The organism is Sinorhizobium americanum, from assembly GCF_001651855.1.
Classification (GTDB): domain Bacteria; phylum Pseudomonadota; class Alphaproteobacteria; order Rhizobiales; family Rhizobiaceae; genus Sinorhizobium; species Sinorhizobium americanum.
Window position 1 is genome coordinate 308,351 of record NZ_LNQC01000081.1, and the last position, 21,394, is coordinate 329,744.

The 21,394-nt window shown below is 63.4% G+C and carries 22 protein-coding genes; 8 read left to right on the plus strand and 14 right to left on the minus strand.

Annotated features, from left to right (window positions below; translation table 11 throughout):
* Positions 1 to 2: 2 nt before the first annotated feature.
* Genes ATC00_RS29925 through ychF form a run of 3 tightly spaced genes read right to left on the minus strand, consistent with a single transcriptional unit; the run spans position 3 to position 2,085 of the window.
* Positions 3 to 473: a MaoC family dehydratase gene (locus ATC00_RS29925; RefSeq protein WP_082912623.1), complete on the minus strand. Its 471-nt coding sequence runs from the start codon at positions 471 to 473 to the stop codon at positions 3 to 5.
* A complete protein-coding gene (locus tag ATC00_RS29930; RefSeq protein WP_064255441.1) occupies positions 470 to 922 on the minus strand; it encodes a MaoC family dehydratase in 453 nt (150 codons plus the stop codon). The genes ATC00_RS29925 and ATC00_RS29930 overlap by 4 nt, the downstream gene beginning before the upstream one ends.
* Positions 923 to 981: 59 nt before the next feature.
* Positions 982 to 2,085, minus strand: coding sequence for a redox-regulated ATPase YchF (gene ychF, locus ATC00_RS29935; RefSeq protein ID WP_064255413.1), 1,104 nt, complete (start codon positions 2,083 to 2,085; stop codon positions 982 to 984).
* A gap of 174 nt (positions 2,086 to 2,259) precedes the next feature.
* Here ychF and clpS point away from each other — a divergent pair, with 174 nt between their 5' ends.
* Entirely contained in the window at positions 2,260 to 2,571 is a 312-nt protein-coding gene (gene clpS, locus ATC00_RS29940) for an ATP-dependent Clp protease adapter ClpS (RefSeq protein WP_064255414.1), read from the plus strand.
* Positions 2,572 to 2,586: 15 nt separating this feature from the next.
* Here the strand turns inward: clpS and pth are convergent, their stop codons facing one another.
* The 5 genes from pth to ATC00_RS29965 all read right to left on the minus strand — a co-directional run bounded on the left by pth (position 2,587) and on the right by ATC00_RS29965 (position 8,878).
* Positions 2,587 to 3,306 (minus strand): aminoacyl-tRNA hydrolase, encoded by a 720-nt coding sequence (gene pth / locus ATC00_RS29945; protein ID WP_037387380.1) that lies wholly within the window; start codon positions 3,304 to 3,306, stop codon positions 2,587 to 2,589.
* Between the two features lie 235 nt (positions 3,307 to 3,541).
* Positions 3,542 to 4,276, minus strand: a complete 735-nt coding sequence (locus tag ATC00_RS29950) for a substrate-binding periplasmic protein (RefSeq protein ID WP_064255415.1) — start codon at positions 4,274 to 4,276, stop codon at positions 3,542 to 3,544.
* Positions 4,277 to 4,300: 24 nt separating this feature from the next.
* Positions 4,301 to 6,667: an EAL domain-containing protein gene (locus tag ATC00_RS29955; protein ID WP_064255442.1), complete on the minus strand. Its 2,367-nt coding sequence runs from the start codon at positions 6,665 to 6,667 to the stop codon at positions 4,301 to 4,303.
* A gap of 259 nt (positions 6,668 to 6,926) precedes the next feature.
* Positions 6,927 to 7,541: a 50S ribosomal protein L25/general stress protein Ctc gene (locus ATC00_RS29960; RefSeq protein ID WP_064255416.1), complete on the minus strand. Its 615-nt coding sequence runs from the start codon at positions 7,539 to 7,541 to the stop codon at positions 6,927 to 6,929.
* Positions 7,542 to 7,696: 155 nt separating this feature from the next.
* On the minus strand, positions 7,697 to 8,878 hold the full coding sequence (locus ATC00_RS29965; protein WP_064255417.1) for a benzoate/H(+) symporter BenE family transporter: 1,182 nt from the start codon (positions 8,876 to 8,878) through the stop codon (positions 7,697 to 7,699).
* Between the two features lie 232 nt (positions 8,879 to 9,110).
* Here ATC00_RS29965 and ATC00_RS29970 point away from each other — a divergent pair, with 232 nt between their 5' ends.
* From ATC00_RS29970 to ATC00_RS29980, 3 genes are all read left to right on the plus strand, one after another.
* On the plus strand, positions 9,111 to 10,067 hold the full coding sequence (locus tag ATC00_RS29970) for a helix-turn-helix domain-containing protein (RefSeq protein ID WP_064255418.1): 957 nt from the start codon (positions 9,111 to 9,113) through the stop codon (positions 10,065 to 10,067).
* A 313-nt stretch (positions 10,068 to 10,380) separates the two neighbouring features.
* Entirely contained in the window at positions 10,381 to 11,889 is a 1,509-nt protein-coding gene (gene adh / locus ATC00_RS29975; RefSeq protein WP_064255419.1) for an aldehyde dehydrogenase, read from the plus strand.
* 118 nt (positions 11,890 to 12,007) lie between these two features.
* On the plus strand, positions 12,008 to 12,403 hold the full coding sequence (locus ATC00_RS29980) for a DUF779 domain-containing protein (RefSeq protein WP_064255420.1): 396 nt from the start codon (positions 12,008 to 12,010) through the stop codon (positions 12,401 to 12,403).
* Positions 12,404 to 12,442: 39 nt separating this feature from the next.
* Here ATC00_RS29980 and ATC00_RS29985 read toward each other — a convergent pair whose 3' ends face one another.
* The 6 genes from ATC00_RS29985 to lgt form a co-directional block, all read right to left on the minus strand.
* Positions 12,443 to 13,375 (minus strand): ribose-phosphate pyrophosphokinase, encoded by a 933-nt coding sequence (locus ATC00_RS29985; protein WP_037387366.1) that lies wholly within the window; start codon positions 13,373 to 13,375, stop codon positions 12,443 to 12,445.
* Positions 13,376 to 13,577: 202 nt separating this feature from the next.
* The gene (locus ATC00_RS29990) at positions 13,578 to 14,465 is read right to left on the minus strand and encodes a hypothetical protein (RefSeq protein WP_064255421.1); all 888 of its coding nucleotides are present in this window, start codon (positions 14,463 to 14,465) and stop codon (positions 13,578 to 13,580) included.
* Between the two features lie 99 nt (positions 14,466 to 14,564).
* Positions 14,565 to 15,716, minus strand: coding sequence for a M24 family metallopeptidase (locus tag ATC00_RS29995; RefSeq protein ID WP_037387362.1), 1,152 nt, complete (start codon positions 15,714 to 15,716; stop codon positions 14,565 to 14,567).
* Between the two features lies 1 nt (position 15,717).
* Positions 15,718 to 16,512 (minus strand): peptidoglycan editing factor PgeF, encoded by a 795-nt coding sequence (gene pgeF / locus ATC00_RS30000; protein ID WP_064255422.1) that lies wholly within the window; start codon positions 16,510 to 16,512, stop codon positions 15,718 to 15,720.
* 219 nt (positions 16,513 to 16,731) lie between these two features.
* Complete coding sequence (locus tag ATC00_RS30005; protein WP_064255423.1) at positions 16,732 to 17,835, minus strand: class I SAM-dependent methyltransferase; 1,104 nt, start codon at positions 17,833 to 17,835, stop codon at positions 16,732 to 16,734.
* A gap of 12 nt (positions 17,836 to 17,847) precedes the next feature.
* Positions 17,848 to 18,693 carry a prolipoprotein diacylglyceryl transferase gene (lgt, locus tag ATC00_RS30010; RefSeq protein WP_037387355.1) on the minus strand — a complete coding sequence of 282 codons (846 nt, stop codon included), beginning with the start codon at positions 18,691 to 18,693 and terminating at the stop codon, positions 17,848 to 17,850.
* Positions 18,694 to 18,876: 183 nt separating this feature from the next.
* Between lgt and ATC00_RS30015 the strand changes: the two genes are divergently transcribed.
* The 4 genes from ATC00_RS30015 to ATC00_RS30030 all read left to right on the plus strand — a co-directional run bounded on the left by ATC00_RS30015 (position 18,877) and on the right by ATC00_RS30030 (position 21,319).
* Positions 18,877 to 19,161: an accessory factor UbiK family protein gene (locus ATC00_RS30015; RefSeq protein WP_037387908.1), complete on the plus strand. Its 285-nt coding sequence runs from the start codon at positions 18,877 to 18,879 to the stop codon at positions 19,159 to 19,161.
* 465 nt (positions 19,162 to 19,626) lie between these two features.
* Positions 19,627 to 20,127 (plus strand): type III secretion system chaperone family protein, encoded by a 501-nt coding sequence (locus ATC00_RS30020; protein WP_037387353.1) that lies wholly within the window; start codon positions 19,627 to 19,629, stop codon positions 20,125 to 20,127.
* Position 20,128: 1 nt separating this feature from the next.
* Complete coding sequence (proC, locus tag ATC00_RS30025; RefSeq protein ID WP_037387351.1) at positions 20,129 to 20,947, plus strand: pyrroline-5-carboxylate reductase; 819 nt, start codon at positions 20,129 to 20,131, stop codon at positions 20,945 to 20,947.
* Between the two features lie 30 nt (positions 20,948 to 20,977).
* On the plus strand, positions 20,978 to 21,319 hold the full coding sequence (locus tag ATC00_RS30030) for a tRNA-binding protein (protein WP_037387349.1): 342 nt from the start codon (positions 20,978 to 20,980) through the stop codon (positions 21,317 to 21,319).
* Positions 21,320 to 21,394 lie beyond the last annotated feature (75 nt).

The window sequence follows — 21,394 nt, forward strand, 5'->3', positions numbered from 1 at the left end:
GCTCAGGTGAATTCGATAACCTTGCTTTCGAAGCGGATAACCGGCTCGGCTTGCTGGTTTTCGCCCTCGCAGAGGATGGTGTTGAGGCGCCAGCCGGGGCGGGAGGCGAGGGCGCGGGCTTCGACGAGCGTGACGGCATAGGTGATGGTATCGCCGGCATAGACCGGTTTGAGCCAGCGGAGCTCCCGGAAGCCCGCCGCCGGGCCGAGCCGGGGAGCGTGCAGCCCCTCTGCGGCCAGGCGCCGGGCTTCGCCGGCCCAGAAGCGGACGAAGCACTTCATCCAGCCGGCGCTGGTGTGCCAGCCCGAGGCACAAAGGCCGCCAAAGAGCGAGCGTCTTGCTTCCTCCTCGTCGAGATGGAAGGGCTGCGGATCGAAATCGCGCGCGAAGCGGATGATGTCCTCCGCTGTGAATGTCAGGCTGCCGATCACGGTCTTGCGGCCGGCCGCATAGAGTTCTTCGAGCGTCATCATGACCGCTCACCCTCGCGGCGCTGAAACATGATCGAACATTCGGAGATCGCAACCGGCTCGCCGCTCTCATTGCTGATTTCGTTGCGGAACTTGACGAAGCCGATCTGCGGCTTCGACTTGGAAGGGCGTGCCTCGAGCACAAGGCTGAAGCCGGAAAGCACGTCGCCCGCGAGCACCGGCTTCTTCCAGTCCATTAAGTCGATGCCGGGTGAGCCTTGCGATGACGAATGGCCGAGGAAGGCGTCGATCATCATCCGCATGCCGATGGCGCTGGTGTGCCAGCCGGAGGCGGACAGGCCGCCGAGGATGCTGCGCCTGCCCGCTTCTTCGTCGAGATGCATCGGCTGCGGGTCGAACTCGCCGGCGAAGGCGATCATGTCTGCGGCCTGCATCTGGACGGGCGCATAGTCAAAGCGCCGTCCCGGCGTGAAGTCCTCGAAATAGAGCATGCCGCCCTCCATGGCAGCCGGAAGGATGCGGCCCATCGGCGAACCGCATACCTCGCACGTCACGTGTTGAAGCGGAAGTGGATGACGTCGCCGTCCTGGACGACATATTCCTTGCCTTCGTCGCGGGCCTTGCCGGCCTCCTTGGCGCCGTTCTCGCCGCCCAGCGAAATGTAGTCGTCATAGGCGATCGTGTTGGCGCGGATGAAGCCGCGCTCGAAGTCCGAATGGATGACGCCGGCCGCCTGCGGCGCCTTGGTGCCGCGCGCGATCGTCCAGGCGCGCGTCTCCTTCGGGCCGACGGTGAAATAGGTGATGAGGTCGAGCAGCTTATAGCCGGCCCGGATCAGCCGGTCGAGGCCGGCCTCTTCCAGCCCAAGGGCAGCGAGGAATTCGCTGGCTTCCTCTTCCGGCAGTTGGGCGACCTCGGATTCGATCGCGGCGGAGATGACGACGGTTTCGGCGCCCTGCGCCTTGGCCATCTCGGCGACGGCGCGGGTGTGCTCGTTGCCCGCTGCCGCGTCGGCTTCGGCGACGTTGCAGACGTAGAGAACCGGGTGGGCGGTGAGGAGGTTGAGCCCCTGCAGGATACGCAGTTCCTCGGCATCGAGCTTCGGCAGGAGGGTGCGCACCGGCTTGCCTTCCTGCAGGAGCTTCAGCGAGGCTTCCATGATCGGAAGCTGCGCCATCGATTCCTTGTCCTTGCCGATCGCACGCTTGCGAGTCTGTTCGGTGCGCCGCTCCAGGCTTTCGAGGTCTGCGAGCATTAGCTCGGTCTCGATCGTCTCGGCGTCCTCGACCGGATGGATGCGGCCCTCGACATGGGTGATATCGTCATCCTCGAAGCAGCGCAGTACGTGCACCACCGCATCCACCTCGCGAATGTTGGCGAGGAACTGGTTGCCGAGGCCTTCACCCTTGGAGGCGCCGCGCACCAGGCCGGCAATGTCGACGAAGGAGATGCGGGTCGGAATGATTTCCTTCGACTTGGCGATGTCGGCAAGCTTGCGCATCCGCGCGTCCGGCACTGCGACCTCGCCGGTATTCGGCTCGATCGTGCAGAAGGGATAGTTCGCCGCCTGCGCCGCCGCCGTCTTGGTCAGCGCGTTGAAGAGTGTGGACTTGCCGACATTCGGCAGCCCGACGATACCGCATTTGAAGCCCATGGCCTAAACCTGTCGTTCACGAATTTCTTGGGCGTGGCTATGGGGGAAAGGAGCGGGGCGGTCAAGCGCTTCGCGCGCATTGGGTGGAACTTGGCCGGCTCGACTTGAATGCGGGTACTGCAGGCGCGATACTGGATCTTGCCCATCGCATGTCATCAACGGGTGCAGTTTCCCATGAGTGACAATGAAGTCGCCCCAAAACGAAAAACGAAGGTCAAGCCCAAGCTCGAGCGGCCGCGGCTCTATAAGGTCATCCTCGTCAACGACGACTACACGCCGCGCGACTTCGTGGTGATGGTATTGAAGGCCATTTTTCGCATGAGTGAGGAGGCCGGCTACCGGGTGATGATGACCGCCCACAAGCTCGGCACTTCGGTGGTCGTGGTCTGCGCCCGCGATATCGCCGAAACCAAGGCCAAGGAGGCGACCGATCTCGGCAAGGAAGCCGGCTTCCCCCTGATGTTCATGACCGAGCCGGAGGAGTGAGCGCCGACTAGCCCGTCAGTCTCCTTTGGGACCGAACATCTTCTTCAGCATCTCGGCCATGGGACCGGTTGTCGGCAGCTTCTTGGGTTGCGCGGCGTTGCGGGCCTGGTGAATATGGGACTGGGCGGCGACCCGCTTCTTCGCCTGCGGCTCTTCCGTGTCCGGCTTGCCGCCTGTGGCAAGGGCGATCTTGTTCATGAGCTGCGAGTCCTCGCCCTTGACGAGCATGCCGGCATTGTCCGCGATCGTGTCGAGCAGGGCCGAAAGCCAGGTTTGATCGGCCTTGGCGAAGTCGCCGAGCACATGCGCATGAACCAGGTCCTTGACGCCGGGATGGCCGATCCCGAGGCGCAGGCGGCGGTATTCCTTGCCGCAATGGGCGTCGATCGACTTGATGCCGTTGTGGCCGCCATGGCCGCCGCCGGTTTTGATCCGCGCCTTGCCGGCGGGGAGATCCAACTCGTCATAGATGACGACGATGTCCTTCGGCGCGAGCTTGTAGAAGCGCATCGCCTCGCCGACCGCCTCGCCGGAAAGATTCATGAAGGTCTGCGGCTTGATCAGCAGGATACGTTCGCCGCCGATCTCGCCCTCGGCGATTTCCGCCTTGAATTTCTTCGACCAGGAGGAAAAGCCCTGACGCTGCTGGATGGCATCGACCGCCATGAAGCCGATATTGTGGCGGTTGCCGGTATATTTCGATCCCGGATTGCCAAGTCCCGCGACGATCAGCATGCGGCAAACTCCTGATGATTCCTGCTTCACCGACGATGGTCATGCGGAGAGTGGAATGTTTGCCCCTCATCCCGCTGCTGCGACCTTCTCCCCGCTCGCGGGGAGAAGGGGTTCGCCGCGCTCTCCCAGTCCCTCTCTCCGCGCGCCGGAAGGGGACTAGTCCTCGGGTAAACCCGAGGAGAGGGGCAAAACCCGTCTCTCAACCCCAAACACCGTCGGCCGGCCAAGTCAATCTCTATTTGGCCGCCTGCTTTATTCCGTCCGGACGAAGGCTGTATTGCTCGTAAATTCGATCCTGGATTCCCGTGGCGATCAAGCGGTTGAGTTCGACCTGCATGCGGGTGACGATTTCGTCGGGCATGTCGGTGTGGCAGGCAATGCCGTATTGCTTGCCTTCGAGCACCAGCGCCGCCTCGACAGGCTTGCCTTCGGCCCGCATCGTCTCGAAGGTCTTTTCGGAGGTCATCATCAGGTCGACGCGGCCGGCGATCAGCTTTTTGAGTGTCGAATCGAGGCTGGCGGCATAGTCGATCTTCTGAAAGCCATGTTCCTTCAGATAATTGGCGGAAAAGTCCTCGCGCTGAGTGCCGACGATGAACTGTTTGGCCTCATCGAGCGTCCGCAGCGCGATCGCCGAATCCCTGTGGCGCACCATGATCATGTGGTCGACGAGAAGCGGCTCGACCCATTTGAACTTCTTGTCCCGCTCGGCGTCGTGGCCCGTCGTGAAAACGCAATGGAAAGGTTCGCTTTCCGCGAGCGCGAAAGCGCGCGCCCAGGGCAGGACCTCGATCTCGTAGGGGATGTCGACGGCCTTCATGATCAGGGCGACCTGGTCGACCGAGGCGCCGCTCGCACCTTTCGCGGTCGAGAAATTGTAGGGCGGGTACTCCTCGGTGACGAAATGGATTGTCTCGGCCTGGGCGGCGGCGGAAACGCCGAGGAAGAAGGCCAGGATCAGTTGCTTCACGCCTTAACTCCTTCTGGCACCGTTCTAGACACGAGCGCTGGCCTTGGCTTCAGATTCGTTCTCCAGCATGGTCAGCATACCGTCGATCGGCATCGGCCGGCTGAAGAGATAGCCCTGGCCATAATCCACACCGAGCTTGCGCAGGAGTTGCCACTGCTCTTTCGCCTCGATGCCTTCGGCGACCACCGTGCAGCCCATTTGGTGGGAGATCGTCCGGATTCCCTTGATCAACATTCGGCTCTTGCGCCGGACGTCGGCGGCGGGCGAACTCAAGGAGCGTGTAAAGGACTGGTCGACCTTGACGATATCGACGGGGAAGCGGTTGAGGTAGCTCAGAGACGAATAGCCGGTGCCGAAATCGTCGAGAGCGATGCGGCAACCGAATTCATTCAGCTGTTTCAACACCGAATGGACTTCCGGATTGTCGAGCATCAGCACCGCTTCGGTAATCTCGACGACGATGCGCTGCGGCGAAATATGGTGCTTGAGCAGGAGCGCGGCGAGCTTGTGAGGCAAGCTCAGTTCAAACTGCAATGGCGAGAAGTTGACGGCGAGATAGGTGCTTTGGGTGCCGTCCAGTTCGGAGATGGCGGCGAGATGGCGGATCGACTTTTCGAGCACGCGGTCGCCGATGCGGCCTATCGTGCCGGTCTCTTCGGCAATGCCGATGATCTTGCCCGGCGGCATTAGGCCCTTTTCGGGATGATTGAGGCGCACCAGCGCCTCGAAGCCGACGATCTGCCCGTCGTCGAGGCTGACGATCGGCTGCAGCCAGGCCTCGAACCAGTCTTCCTTGAGACCGGCCTCTATGCACTGCTCGATCTCATGGCGCTCGCGTGCGGCGTCGAGCATGCCGGCGTCGAAAACCTGCAGGCCGTTCTTGCCGTCGCGCTTGCGCGCATACATCGCCATGTCGGCCTTGAGCAAGAGATCTGACGCGCCGGAGGCGTGGGTCGGGTAGACCGATACGCCGACACTGGCACTGACCAACAGCTCGTTGCCGGTAATCGGCATCGGTTCGTGCAGCGCCGCGCAGATGCTCTCGCCGATCTCGCTTGCCAGAGCAGCGACATCCGATGCGGCGATGAGGATTGCAAATTCGTCGCCGCCGAGCCGCGCGATCACATCCTCCGGCCGAAGCGTTGCCCGGATACGCTCCACAGTCTGGCGCAGGACCGCATCGCCGGCGGCGTGGCCGAAATTGTCGTTGATCCACTTGAAGCGGTCGAGATCGATGAACAGGCAGGCGAGCTGCATGCCGCACTGGTCGGCGCTCAGGATTGCTTCGTCCAGTGCGTTCTCGAAACCTTGCCGGTTCAAGAGCCCGGTCAGGTGATCGGTGATCGCCTGCGCATGGTTGCGGCTCTCGGCCTGTTTCAAGGCGGTGACGTCGGTCATCACCGAAAGCGAAATCTCCCCGCCGCTCGTTTCCGTTTCCAGGATGAGCACGGTCATGGACGCGCCATCCGCCTTGCGGAAGGGCAGGGTCAGGTCGCTGATATCGTGACCGTCCCGCGCTGTCGCTTTTGAGCGCTGATGGTAGGCTTCGTGCCAGGAAGGGTCGATGAAATCGGTGAAAGTGCGCCCGATGACCTCGTCGCGGCGATAGCCGGTCGCCAGCAGCCAGTAGTCGCTGACCGCCGTCAGCCGGCCTGCGGCATCGAGCGAAAAGAGCATGGCCGGCGTCAGGTTATAGGTTTCCGTCGCACGGGCATGCGCGCTCTTCAACTCCTGTTCCTCGCGCTCCAGCCGGTCCTGCATCGCGTTGAAGTTGCCGGCGAGGGCGCCCATCTCGTCGTCCGAGTTCCAGTCGACGCGATGGCGCGATCCGAGGCGCCGCGTCGCTTCGACTGCAGCGGTGAGCCGCATCAGCGGCCGGATAACGATGAAGCGATTGCCGATCAATGCTGCAGCGAAGACGGTTGCGACGGCAAAGAGAAGGATGCCGAGGATCGCCCACTCGTCCGTGCTGAAGCGCAGCAGCAGGCCGGATGGCGGGATGACGACCGTCAATGCGCCGACGGGCATGGGGCCTTTGACGCTGTCATAGGAAATGGCCGTTTCCAGGGGCTTTCCGGCTGCGGCGTCAAGCTTGCCCGGAGGCAATTGAGCAAGGACGTTTCCGGCGGTGTCGCGGATCGTGACGGCGTCGATGTCGGTGGCGTTCATCAGCGAAAGAGCGATCCGCTCGATGCCGTCCTGGTCGAAGTCCCAGATCGGCTTGCCAAGCGCTTCGCCGCTGGCTTCCATCAGCAGCTCGGCGTTCTGCAGGCGCTCCCGCCCAACGCGCTCGCTGGATATGGCGAGGAACAGTGCCAAGAGGGGCGCAACGAATACAAGCATCGCGCCGCAGATGATCGCAATAAACCGGTTCTCCACCGAGTGCATCATCGGATGCTCCTGCCGGCGGACGTCATCACTCTCAACATTCGGATACTCTTGCACTGCCACGCCCATGTCCCTCGCGTGCAGAACATCATCAAAACCTTAAATGTTGTTGAAATTGCACGCCGAGATTTCATGAAGCGCGGCGTCTCCTCGCGGCACGCGTGCGGTGCACAATGAAAGCAAAAAGCCCGCCCCAGAATTGGGACGGGCTTGTCGAATGCTACGGCCGGAAGGGCCGGTCAGCCGTTGCGGCAGTGGCGGATCAAGCTTCCGCTTCGCCTTCGGCTGCTTCCTCTTCCGCTTCAGCTTCCTGCACGCGGCCGGCGATCGTTGCGATCGTGAAGTCGCGGTCGGAAATGACCGGGGTCGCGCCCGCCGGAAGCTTGACGTCCGAGATGTGGACGGTGTCGCCGATCTTGAGGCCGCTGAGATCGACGCTCAGGAACTCCGGAATGTTGTCGGCTGAAACGTTCAGTTCGACTTCGTGGCGAACGATGTTCAGCGTGCCGCCCTGCTTGAGGCCCGGGGACTTCTCTTCGTTTTCGAAGTGGACCGGAACCTGGACCGACACCTGGCTGCCCTGGGTGACGCGCAGGAAGTCGACATGCATGGTGAAGTCGCGAACCGGATCCAGCTGATAGTCCTTCGGCAGGACGCGGATCTTCTCGCCGTTGACGTCGATCGTCGCGACGGTGGTCATGAAACCGCCGGCGTGGATCTTCATCGTCACTTCCTTGGTGGAAAGCGCGATGGAAAGCGGGGCTTGCTTGTCACCGTAGATGACAGCAGGGATAAGACCGTTGCGGCGAAGTTCACGGGAGGACCCCTTACCAACCCGTTCGCGCGTCTCGGCCTTGAGCTCGTAAGTCTGGCTCATGGATAGACCTTTCTGGTTATTTGGAGAGTTCGTCCGTCAAGGCGGAAAAACTTGAAGCCGCAATGCAGCTTCATCCACGTTGCCTCCAAGGGTGTCTGCGCGGACGCCGGGTCCATAGCGGAGAACGGGCGGGAATGCAAGGCGCGCCGCGCCTCTCAGCTTTTGCGCCGGGAGAAACGTGCGAGCGCCAGCATGAGGCCGCCGGCGATCAGGCCCCAGAAGGCGCCGGAAACGCCGGCAAAACCGACGCCGGACGCGGTGACGAGGAAAGTGATGGCGGCGGCCTCGCGGGTCCGAGCTTCGGTGAAGGCGGCCACGGCGGAGCTCGAAAGGGCGCCGATGAGCGCCAGGCCTGCGACCGCTTCGATCAGCACCGCCGGCGCGAGGCTGACGAAGGTGGTGACGGCGCCGGCAAGCAGGCCGAAGACGATATAGGCGATCCCGGCGATGATCGCCGACCAGTAGCGGCGGTTGCGGTCCGGATGGGAATCGGGGCCGGCGCACATGGCAGCGGTGATTGCCGCGAGATTGACGGCGTGGCCGCCGAAGGGTGCGCTGAACAGCGAAAAGAGACCGGTGGTCGCAAAGAGCGGGCTCGGATTTGGGTGATAGTCGTTGACTTTCAGCACGGCGATGCCGGGAATGTTCTGTGACGCCATGGTCACGATGAAGAGCGGCAGGGCGATGCTGATCATCGTCGCGGCATTGAAGATCGGCGCCACGAATTCAGCTTTCGGGACGAGAGCGGACGACAATTGCGCAAAGGTGTTTTCCGGCATCTCGATGCCGAAAGCAATCACAACGACGAAGGCGAGCAGCGCTGCGGGAACGGCATAAAGCTTGTTGATGCTGCCGACGATGGCCCAGGCGATGATGATCGGCAGACCGAAGAGCGGATTGAAGGCGATCGCCTTCACCGGGGCGAAGCAGAGGCTCAGGAGCACGCCGACGAGCATCGCGTTTGCCAGGGCGGCGGGAATGGCCGACACCATACGGCCGAGCGGCTTCCAGAGCCCTGCGACGACAATCAGCAGGCCGCAAACGAGGAAGGCGCCGACGGCGGCGTTGAAGCCGCCCTGCACGGGTCCTGAGGTTGCCAGTAGCGCCGCGCCGGGGGTCGACCAGGCGATGCTGACGGGCAGCCGCGTGATGATGCTGATGATGATCGCGCAGACGCCCATGGAAACGGAGAGCGCCATCAGACCCGAGGCCGCCTGGGCCTCGGTGGCGCCGACGCCGGCGAGGCCATGCAGGATGACGGCAAAGGAGCTGGCAAAGCCGACGAAGGCGATCAGCACGCCCATGAAAAGGCTTTGGACGGAGAATTCACGAAGCATGGCAGGCAACCGGGTTCAGGCGAGTCGCGAGAATCTGCCCGACGGCGTAGCACATCGAAGGACTTGTCGGTACCGCCGAGCGACTCGTTGCAAGGGCAGTGCATGCACGACCTTCGTCTGGCTGGACCGGCCACGGGGCCTCTGTCTATAGTGGCCGCCGACGCGGTGCACCGAACGGGGGAGACAGGTGCGGGCGATTCATGGCCGGAGGACGCTTTCAGGGAGGGAGCGAATGCCAGCAGTCAGAGACCATACGGAACACGTCTACAGGACCGCGCAACAATCGGCAGCCGCCGTCAGTTCGCCGGTCGCCGCTTCTTGGCGGCGCTGCCTGACCCTGCACGGCCTCGCCCCCGAGGAGGCGCGTCTGCCCTCGCGGCTCTCCGATGGCGAGCTTCGGCAGGCGCGCGAACGCTCCGGGGTGCTGATTGCGGAAGCGGTCGGCGAACTCGACCGGCTGTTCGGCGTGGTCGTCAAGGCCGGATGCTGCCTGTTGCTCACCGACGAGAAGGGGATTGCGCTCGAACGGCGCGGGGCCGGTGGCGACGATGCGGATTTCCGCGGTGTCGGTCTCTGGTCTGGCACCGTGTGGAGCGAGGCTAGCGTCGGAACCAACGGCATCGGTACGGCGATTGCCGACGAGCGCCCCGTCGTTATACATCGCGACCAGCATTTTTTGAGCCGCAATATCGGCCTGAGCTGTGCGACCGCCCCGATCCGGGACGAGGCCGGGCGCCTTGCCGCGGCGCTCGACATTTCCACCTGCCGCGACGACGCTTCCGAGGCGACGCTCTCGATCCTCTCGCAGGCGGTGCGCGATGCCGCCGCCCGCATCGAGGCGAACCTCTTCCGGCGCGCCTTTGCCGAAGCGCGGATCGTGCTCGTGCCGGCCGATCGGGCGGGACCGGCTCTGCTCGCCGTCGATCGCGACGACCTTGTCCTCGGCGCGACGCGGGCCGCACGGCAGTGGCTCGGGATTGACGACAAGCGCATCGCCGCCCGCATTCCGGCCACCGACCTGCTCCAGGAGCGGGTCTTCAGCGAGGCGCGCGAATTGCCCGATGCTGAAAGGGCGGCCTTGCGCCGCGTCCTGTCGCGGACCAATGGCAACGTGTCGATGGCTGCGGACCTCCTCGGCATCAGCCGTGCGACGCTCTATCGGAAAATGAAGCGGCTTTCGCTTAATTGAGTCTTCTCGAGAATGCCCCTCACCCTAGCCTTCTCCCCGCACGCGGGGAGAGGGGACTTGGGCGGCGCGGCATACCCCCTTCTCCCCGTAAGCGGGGAGAAGGTCGCGGCAGCGGGATGAGGGGCGGCCGTGGACGAAAACGCTGCCCCATTCAGCCATTGCTGCATTGCAGCATGACGACAGGCGCCAACCTGTCTCAATTCTGAAACAGATGGCATTGCCGGCTGCCGCGGCGCTCTATCGGAAATCCCTGTTCGGCCCCACCCTTCCTTCCACAGCAAATTGGAGTGCTGTTTTTCCAAGGGAGGAAGCCATGCTGCATCAGAAGATTCTCGATAACCCGTTCAAGCACAAATACGGAAACTTCATCGGCGGTGAATGGCGCGAGCCGGTGGCCGGACGTTATTTCGACAATACCACGCCCGTCACCGGCGGCACGCTCTGCCAGGTGGCCCGCTCGGATGCAGCCGATATCGAACGCGCGCTCGATGCCGCCCATGCCGCCAAGGAGAAGTGGGGCCGGACCTCGACGACCGAGCGCTCCAACATCCTGATGAAGATCGCGGCGCGGATGGAGGACAATCTCGCGCTGCTGGCGCGGGCCGAGACCTGGGACAACGGCAAGCCGATCCGCGAGACGATGGCCGCCGACATCCCCTTGGCGGTCGATCATTTCCGCTACTTCGCCGCCTGCATCCGTGCGCAGGAAGGGTCAATCGGCGAGGTCGATCACGATACGGTCGCCTATCATTTCCACGAGCCGCTCGGCGTCGTCGGCCAGATCATCCCCTGGAACTTCCCGATCCTGATGGCCGCCTGGAAGGTGGCGCCGGCGCTTGCGGCAGGCAACTGCGTCGTGCTGAAGCCGGCCGAGCAGACGCCGGCCTCGATCCTCGTTCTCGCCGAACTCATAGCCGACCTGTTGCCGCCGGGCGTGCTCAACATCGTCAACGGCTTCGGGCTCGAGGCCGGCAAGCCGCTGGCGACCAGCCCGCGCATCGCCAAGATCGCCTTTACCGGCGAGACGACGACCGGGCGGCTGATCATGCAATATGCCAGCCAGAACCTCATCCCGGTGACGCTCGAGCTCGGCGGCAAGTCGCCAAACATCTTCTTTGCCGACGTGCTCAACGAGGACGACGACTATTTCGACAAGGCGCTCGAAGGCTTCGCCATGTTCGCGCTCAACCAGGGCGAGGTCTGCACCTGCCCGAGTCGTGTCCTGATCCAGGAAAGCATCTACGACCGCTTCATCGAGGGTGCCGTGAAGCGGGTGGAGGCGATCCGCCAGGGCAATCCGCTCGATAGCGCGACGATGATCGGCGCCCAGGCGTCGAGCGAACAGCTGGAAAAAATCCTTGCCTATATCGACATTGGCAAGCAGGAGGGCGCCGAAGTCCTGGCCGGCGGCGGGCGCAACGAGCTTGGGGGCGAGCTCTCCGGCGGCTATTACGTCAAGCCGACAGTGTTCCGCGGACATAACAGGATGCGCATCTTCCAGGAGGAAATCTTCGGCCCCGTCGTGTCGGTGACGACCTTCAAGACCGAGGACGAGGCGCTTGAGATCGCCAATGACACGCTCTACGGCCTCGGGGCCGGTGTCTGGAGCCGCGATGCCAACCGCTGCTACCGTTTCGGACGCGAGATCCAAGCCGGCCGCGTCTGGACCAACTGCTACCATGCCTATCCGGCGCATGCCGCCTTCGGCGGCTACAAGCAATCGGGTATCGGCCGCGAGACGCACAAGATGATGCTCGACCATTACCAGCAGACCAAGAACATGCTGGTGAGCTACAGCCCGAAGGCGCTCGGCTTCTTCTGACGCTGGCCACAGAGTTGGAGCGGGACGGCGGCAAACCGCTCATCCCGTTCGTGCCGGTGATCCTCCCGGCATGCTCCCGGTGTCTCACCGGGAGCCGCCGGCGTTCAGGAAGGAGAGAATGATGACGGAAACAATCGGCGAGCCGCGCGTGCTCGCGTCCGACGCGGCGATCGAACTCATCCGCGAAATCCGCGCTGATCATCCGAAGATCCTGTTCCATCAGTCGGGCGGCTGCTGCGACGGCTCGTCGCCGATGTGCTACCCGGCCGACGACTACATCGTCGGCGATAACGACGTGAAGCTCGGCGAGATCGACGGCGTGCCGGTCTATATCAGCGCCAGCCAGTACGAGGTCTGGAAGCACACCCAACTGATCATCGACGTGGTGCCGGGCAGGGGTGGGATGTTCTCGCTCGACAATGGCCGCGAGAAGCGCTTCCTCACCCGCTCGCGGCTCTTTGGAGGCGGCGAGGCCTGCGCCGTTCCGCAGCCAAAAACAAACGCCGGCAGTTAGAGCCGGCGTTGTGATTGGCTGAAGTCGGACGTTCCGCTCTCAGTCGAACAGGCTCGAAACCGATTCTTCCTGGCTGGTGCGGCTGATGGCTTCCCCGATCAGGCCGGCCGTCGAAATCACGCGGATATTGTGAGCCGATTGTACCGCCGTCGTCGGCTGGATGGAATCGGTGATCACCAGTTCCTTCAGCATCGAGGAGGTGACGCGGGCGACCGCGCCGCCGGAGAGCACGCCGTGGGTGATATAGGCGGTGACGCTGGTGGCGCCGTTCTTGAGCAGCGCCTCGGCGGCGTTGCAGAGCGTGCCGCCGGAATCGACGATATCGTCGATCAGGATGCAGTCCTTGCCGTGAACGTCACCGATGACGTTCATGACTTCCGATTCACCGGGGCGATCGCGACGCTTGTCGACGATCGCCAGCAGACAGTCGAGCCGCTTGGCGAGCGCTCGGGCGCGCACGACGCCGCCGACGTCCGGCGAAACGACCATGACGTTCTTGAGATCATAGTGTTCCTTGACATCGCGCGCCAGGATCGGCACCGCATAAAGGTTATCGGTCGGGATGTCGAAGAAGCCCTGGATCTGGCCGGCATGGAGATCGAGTGTCAGGACGCGGTCGGCGCCGGCTTCGGTAATCAGATTGGCGACCAGCTTGGCGGAGATCGGGGTGCGCGGTCCGGGTTTGCGGTCCTGGCGGGCATAGCCGAAATAGGGAAGCACGGCGGTGATGCGGCGGGCGGAGGAGCGGCGAACCGCATCGATCATGATGAGCAGTTCCATCAGATGATCGTTGGTGGGAAAGGAGGTCGACTGGACGATGAACACATCCTCGCCACGCACGTTCTCGCCAATTTCGACGAAGATTTCCTGGTCGGCGAAGCGCCGCACGGTAGCTCTGCCGAGCGGCAGGTTAAGATAGTTGCAGATCGCTTCGGCCAGCAGCCGGTTCGAATTGCCTGCGAAAACCTTCATAGACGGTCCGCCTTGAGCTGGCGCGGCCACCGTCCGGTCCAGTCCGGGCAGGGTTGTCCGCGCAAAATCCCTGAGCCATTCCGATCGCGGGCAATCGCTGCGATGGCCGCTGTCAGAGCTGATCGGCCGCTTTTTAGCCTCCTTGAAGGTGAATGCAAGGGGATTGCTGCGCCGCAGCGCCTATTATCCTAAAATCTTTGCGTCAGCCGCGCTGGGACTGACGCCATTCGAGATAGGCGTCGATCGTCTTTTCGGCGATCGCCTGCATTGTTTCCGGCGGAATGGCGCTCCAGGGTTCGGCAGCGCTGCTTTCCACCGTGTCCTGTCCCTGGATGCGGTGCAGGCGATTGCCGCCGCCATCGAGAATGTCCCAGATATAGACGACCGTCGTCTTGCCGCCGTCGTTGAGAGCCGAGAAATAGCCCTTGAGGATATGGTCGCTCGACGTGTCGGTGGAGCTCTTGATGGTGATCCCCTGCGCCCGGGCCGAGGCGCCGAGCTGCTTCGAGAGGGGCGTGACGGCCTGAACCGGAGCGCCGATGATCGGCAGGAAGCGGATGCCGCCGGCACCGGTCGCCGCCGCAGCCGGCGAAGCGGCGGCCTGCTGCGTCTTCTCCGCTGCGGCCGCGACTTCAGGCTGCGCCGGCTGCTCTGCGCTTTCTTCCCCCGGCGACGTGATGCTTCTTGCCTGCTCCGGCGGGTTTTCAGCCAGCGGGGGCGGATTTTCTGCCTGCGGCGGCGGGGACTGCATAGTCTGCACCGGTGCCGCGCCCTCGGCGAGGCGGCTGGCTTGCGCTTCGAGCGTGCCGGCGGGATCCGTGTAATCGGTGTGGCTCGTCGCGTATTGGGTCGGCGGGGTGGAGATGTTTGGCTGCGCTGCGAAGGCGGCGGTGCGGCTTGGCGGTACGCTTTCGACCGGCATGACGGCGGTCTGCGTGGACATGGCTTCGAGATCAGACTGGGTCACCGGCGGTGAGCGGAAGGTTCCGCCGCCGACGTCCACTTGCGGGATCAGGGCATCGGTGGTGTTGCAGCCGGCAATGGCTGCGGCAAGACCAAGGCTTGCGATAGGCATGATCTGCTTGCGCATCGTTCCCACCGTCTGGCTCGAACTCGGCGCGGCCGGCGGCCGGAAAGCCGACCGCCGCGCTTCGTTTCATTTCTCGCCGGAAAGCATAGGACGATTTCCTTACGCAGATATGAAGTCCAGCCCGTAGCGCGACAGCGGTCTCGGGCTCTCGGCGGTCGTCAGATAGGTCTGGCCGAGCGTCATGGCGGTGCCGCTGTCGGAATCCATGATGATCATGTGCACGAAGAGCGACATGTCCGGCTCGATCTCCTGCGGGTTGCCGACATGGAACATCTGGTGCTCCATCCAGGAGGGAGAGAAGCGGGCGCCGAGCGAATAACCGCAGGCATTCAGCCGATGGCGGGCGAGGCCGCGCTCGTCCATGATCCTCGCATGGACGTCGAAGACAGTGCCGAATGTATTGCCGGGCCTCAGCACCATTTCGATCGCCTGGATCGTCTCGCGGCAGGCACTGTAAAGCTCGCGGTGGCGGTTGGTGGGTTCACCGATCACGATCGTGCGCATCATCGCCGCATGGTAGTGGGCGCTAACGCCCGCCCATTCGAGGGTCAACTGGTCATTGGCATCGAGCCTGCGCCGGCCGGCCTTGTAACGGCAGAGCAGCGCATCGGCGCCCGAGCCGATGATGAATTCGTTGGCCGGGTAGTCGCCGCCGCCGGCAAAGACGGCGCCCTGCATGGCGGCGAGAATATCGGCCTCGCCGCCGCCCGGGCGGATGAGCGGCAGGGCGGCGTCGAGTGCGTCGTCGGCAAGGCTCGCGGCCTTTTCGACATGAACGATCTCGGCCGGGCTCTTGACGAGGCGCAGACGGCTGACGAGCATTGAGGTGTCGATCAACTCGCCGAATGTGGAGAGCTGATTGTCGACGAGGCGCGCCGTCTTTCCGGTCATGCCATGCGTGTCGTATTCGACGCCGATGCGGCAGCCGAGCAGATCGAGCTCGCTCAGCAGGTTCTTGAGGTCCATGGCGGGATCGGCATTGACGCGATCCACCCAGATCTCGATGCGCTCGATATTCGACGTGTGGCGTGCCTGGCGAAGATCGGCCGACCGGGTGAGCAGCACCATCGAGCCGTCCTGCTTGACGACGAGCGTCTGGAAGAAGCAATAGCCGAAGGTGTCATAGCCGGTGAGCCAGTACATGCTCTCCTGCGCGAAGAGAAGGACGGCATCGAGCCGCTCTTCCTGCATCTTGGCCGTGAGCCGTCTCAGGCGCGATGCATATTCCTCTTCGGCGAAGTGAAGCGCCATCTCAAGCCTCCCGTATGCAAATTGCGGATATCTGCCGCCCGTAGTCGGGCTCCTGGCGGTGCGTGGTGCGGCGATAGGAGAAGAAGCGATCCTCGTCGGCATAGGTGCAGATATCGAGGTTTTCCGCCGTCACACCGGCCGCCATCAGCCGGCGGACCGTGAGCCCGGGCAGGTCGAACATCGCATGACCGTTGCGGCCGGACGGCCTGAAGAACGGAGCGTAGCTGTCGTCGGTCGCCATGAAACGTTCGACGAATTCCGGGCCGACCTCGTAATGCTGGCGGCTGATCGACGGTCCGAGACAGGCGACGATGCGCTCCCGGCGCGCGCCGAGCGAGACCATTGCATCGATCGTGCTTTCGAGAACGCCGCCGAGCGCGCCCTTCCAACCGGCATGGGCGGCGCCGATGACGCGCGCCTGGCGGTCGGCGAAGAGCACCGGGCCGCAATCGGCCGACAGCACGCCGAGGACAATTCCGGGCGTCGCCGTCACCAGCGCGTCAGCATCCGGACGCGCGCCGTCGTAGCTCTTGTCGACGATGACCGCATCGGGGGAGTGAATCTGATGAACTGTTGCAAGACGCCGCGGCTCGGCATCGAACCAGCGGGCGACGCGGGCCCGGTTCTCGGCGACGCGCTCGCGATCGTCATGGGAGCCGAGGCCGACATTGAGGCCGCGATAGATGCCCTCGGAAACGCCGCCCTTGCGGGTGAAATAGCCATGGGCGATCTCCGGCCCCGCCTCGGCGGCGAAGAGCGGACTTTGCACGGGTGAAAGCGAGGCATCGTCCTGCATTCGGTGTTCTCGCCCTTGAATCTTCGTGGTTTCGCGTTGGGGTGAGGGCGCGTCCGGCCCGATGATTTGCGGCTGATTTGCCGGGCGATGTTGGCCCGGCAGGCCGGGACTGTCAATCTCGGAACGGCGGGGCCAGGTGCTCATCCCTCCTAGCAATTCCCTTTCGCGACCGGAAAGCGAGGAGCCTGCACCGGCTGGAAATGTGGGGTTTCCCGCCTGTTAGCGCGCCTTCTTGCGGAACGGCACCAGGGCGACTTCAGGGCTGCTGACGACCAGCACCTTGAACAGTTCACCCATCTTCCCGGCGCCGGCACCGGCAAGCCGCTCGACATCGTCGCGGATGCTTTCCTGAGTCGCCGGATCCTTGTCGCGGCCGAGGGCCGCCGCCCGATCGAGCAGGCCCAGACCAACCAGGAAATCACCCTGATGCGCGAGGCCGTTTACTTGCAGGCTTTCCGTTTTGGCGCGCAGCGCCAACTGCTCGAAATCCACATGGCTGGTGAGATCGGCGCGTCCCGGGTTGGCGAGCGGAGGATCGTACCGGTGGTTGCGGACGGCCTGCAGTGTGTCGCCGTAGCCGGTCGAGAGATGGCCGTAGTCAATTAGGATCGCCGTGCCGCCATTGGCGCGCAGGCGCTCGCACAGCGCGGCCATCACCGCATCGCGTGCCGGGGCGGCCTCGAAGATCGTTCCCTCGGCGACCGATTTCGCCGGTGTCGGCAACAGGGACGGATCGATGCCTGCCACACCGGCGGCAAAGGTCAACTCCTCGTCGGCATCGAGCCCGACCATGCGTTCGCGGAAACCTTGTGCGGTTCGGACGAACTGACGAATCGGGATCGCGTCGAAAAGCTCGTTTGCGGCAAGAAGCAGGAAGCCCGCGGGCAGGCTGTCGAAACTTGAATGCCAATGGACCTTGCCTTCATGGCCGGCGAGCGTTTCGGCCTGCACCTTGCGCAGCCTTTCGCTGGTTTCGACGAGATGAACCTCGGCAGCCTGGTAAAGCTCCGGGGCCAGGCGACGGAGGACGCGCAGCATGTCCGCCATCATCGTGCCGCGGCCCGGACCGATCTCGGCGATGATCGGCTCGCTGGGGGAACCGTGCTCCTGCCAGGCGTGAACAAGGAATATGCCGATCATCTCTCCGAAGAGTTGGCTGATTTCCGGTGCTGTCGTGAAATCGCCCTCCCGTCCGAACGGCTCGCGAACGCGGTAGTAGCCGTATTGCGGGTCCGCCAGGCAGAGGGAAAAATAGTCGGTGACGCTGATCGGTCCATTGGTCCTGATCAGCGCCTTGATCTTGTCGGCGAGAGGATTCGTCATGCACCAGTCCAGTTATGCGGCTGCGGCTGCCGCCCTGCGCGCCCGCGCCATCGCCCATATCCCGGCGAGAGCCATCGGCAGCGAGAGCACCATGCCCATGGTCAGCCAGCCGCCGGCAAGATAGCCGATCTGCGCGTCCGGTTCGCGGAAGAATTCGACAAAAATGCGGCTCGCAGCATAACCGCAGACAAAGATGCCCGTGACGAAGCCGGGCGCCTTCAGGGCTTTGCGGCGATAGACGAGATAGGCAAGCACAATGAGAAGCAAAACGCCCTCGAGAAGGGCCTCGTAAAGCTGGCTCGGGTGGCGCGGAAACGGTCCGCCGGTCGGGAAGACGACCGCCCAGGGCACGGACGAAAGCCGCCCCCAGAGTTCGCCGTTGATGAAATTGGCGATGCGGCCGAAGAAGAGACCGATCGGCACGACGGCCGCCACGACATCGAGCATGCTCCAGACGGGGATGGCGTTTCTGCGGGCAAACAGGACGATCGCGAGCGTGGTGCCCAGAAGGCCGCCATGGAAGGACATGCCGCCGTTCCAGATCTCGACGGCGCGGATCGGGTCCTGCAGCACTGAGCCGAGATCGTAGAACAGAATGTAGCCAAGGCGCCCCCCAAGCACGATGCCGCCGGCCGCCCAAAGCAGAAAATCATCGAGTTGCGCCAGGTTGAGCGGGGCGATATCGTTGCGCCAAAGCTTGGCGTTCTGGACCAGGCGTCGGGCATAGAACCAGCCGAGCAGGATGCCGGCGACATAGGCCAGCCCATACCAGTGGACGGCAAGCGGCCCGATTGTGAAGATCACAGGATCGATTTCGGGAAAGGGGAGAATGGCGAGGCGGGTAATCAGTGTTTCCAAGGTGTTCTCTCGTGCCGGGCCGATCGGTTGGGCGGAACATGGCGATCGAAGCGGGCGGGGTCAAGCGGCTCTCCCGTTCTTCGCGTCGCAGGCTCTGATTTTCCTTGCATCCTCCTGCGCACGACCCTACCTGAAATTGACAGGGCTCGCCCACGGGGCGCGAGCGAAATGGAGACGAATACGATGAGCACAGGGGCCAACCGCATTCTCGATGATCTTGCCAGATTGATGACGGATGCTGCCGGTGCGGCCCAGGGCGTGCGGCGGGAGGTCGAAACCGCCTTTCGCGCCCAGGCCGAAGGCTGGCTGAATTCGCTCGATGTGGTGAAACGCGAGGAGTTCGAGGCCGTCAAGGAAATGGCCGCCAGGGCGCGCGACGAAAACGAGGCCCTGCTCGCCCGCATCGCAGCGCTCGAAGCGCGCCTTGCCGCGACAGGATCGGTCGACGACATCACGACCGGCAAGTAATTTCCGGCCAACAATGACTTGAATCTCGCCCTCGAGCTGCGTCTTCGGCGCAGCTCATATGGGTCGTGAATGCGGCGATTTCCGCAGCCCGAGTCGCTCTCTCGCGTCGCAGTCGCTGCCTCAGCTTCAGGGTTAACAAAAGCTGAAAAGTTTTCCACCTGTGGACACTGCCAAAAAATCCTTATCGCAGAGTCGCTTAAGCATCCCCGCTGAAACGAAATCCTAACGCGACGAGAGCTCCTCCCTGCAATTTTTCGGCTCAGGGGCTGGCAGGGTGACTCTGCCGTTATACACTGATTTTAAATGATGATTCGAAACGGGCACGCAAGCTCCGGGCAGGGTAAGTAAGCCAGGATAGCCGCAGGTCCAGCAATCATAGTGTGTCGGTATCCGGTGTCCGGTTTGCAAAGTTGCGTCTTGTGAACGTGACCGCGCGCGCCTTGCGCTGTGCCTTTAGGGTGATGCATGAGCCTTTTGGAATTGGAAGTCGAGCGCCAGTCCAACCCGGTCGATATGATCGAGTTCGTCGCCGCCAACAATGACTGGTCCTTCGAACGGTCCGGCGAGGACGAGATCGCCATGACCGTCGAGGGCCGATGGGCGGACTATCACGTTTCCTTTTCCTGGATGGAGGAATTCGAGGCGCTGCATCTTGCCTGCGCCTTCGACATCAAGGTTCCGGATAGCCGCGTCAACGAAGTGATCCGGCTGCTCTCGCAGATCAACGGCCAGGTCCTGATGGGACATTTCGATCTCTGGCGCCAAGAAGAGGTCATCATCTTCCGGCAATCTCTGTTGCTTGCCGGCGGCGCCGAGCCAACCAACCGGCAGGTGGAAGTGCTTTTGTCGAGCGCGCTCGACGCCTGCGAAACCTATTTTCAGGCGTTTCAGTTCGTCGTCTGGTCCGGCATGGACGCGCAGCGCGCCGTCGATACCGTCATGTTCACGACCGTTGGGGAGGCATGAGATGAGCATCGCCGTTTCCGGTCCCATCGTCCTGGTCGGTGCCGGCAATATGGGCGGCGCCATGCTCGGCGGCTGGATCAAGAGCGGCGTCGGCGGCGGCGATGTCCTCGTCATCGATCCCGCGCCGTCTCCAGCGATGCAGAAGCTGATCGCCGACAATGGTGCGGCCCATGCGGCCGCGGTGCCCGAAGGCGTCACGGCAGGCGTGATCTTTCTCGCCGTCAAGCCGCAAGTCATGGAAGCAGCGCTTTCGCCGCTGAAGGGGCTTGTCGGACCCGATACGGTGATCGTCTCTGTCGCGGCCGGCAAGACGCTCGGCTTCATCGAGCGCCATCTCGGCGAAGCGGCGATCGTGCGGGCGATGCCGAACACGCCGGCGATGATCGGTCGCGGCGTCACGGGCGCTTTCGCCAATGCCCGCGTGACCGAAAAGCAACGCGGGCTCGTTCATGATCTCCTGAAGGTCAGCGGGCCGGTGGAATGGGTTGCCAGCGAAGCCGACATCGATACAGTGACTGCGGTTTCCGGCAGCGGACCGGCCTATGTCTTCTATCTCGTCGAGTGCATGGCGGAGGCTGGGCGAAAGCTCGGCCTCGAGGCGGACCTTGCCATGCGGCTCGCTCGGGAAACCGTCGCGGGGGCTGGTGAACTCCTACATCAGTCCCCCGACGACGCCGCACGCCTTCGCCAGAATGTCACGTCGCCGGGCGGCACGACCGCCGCGGCACTCGCCGTTCTGATGGCGGATGACGGCATGCAGCCGCTTTTCGACGAGGCCATCGCGGCAGCGCGTCAGCGCGCCGAAGAACTTGCCGGTTAAGCGGCCGGCCGGATTTCCCAAGGGGTCGTGATGTCGGACCTTATTGAATTTTCCGATTTCGAACGGGTCGATATCCGCGTCGGCACGATCATCGAGGCCGAGGTCTTTCCCGAGGCGCGGAAGCCCGCTTACAAGCTCAGAATCGATTTCGGTGCCGAGATCGGCATAAAGAGGTCGTCTGCGCAGATCACCGTGCACTACAAGCCGGAGGATCTCGTCGGGCGGCAGGTTCTGGGCGTGGTCAATTTCCCGCCGCGCCAGATCGGACCGGTCCGCTCCGAGGTCCTGACGCTCGGCTTTGCAGACGAGGAGGGTGCGATCGTGCTGGCCGCGACCGACAAGCCCGTTCCGAACGGCAGAAAGCTGATGTGACGAGGCATGACGTTTTTGACGAAACTTGTCGCCGTTTCAACCAACGGCGCTGTCTGACCTCGACCTATTCGCGAT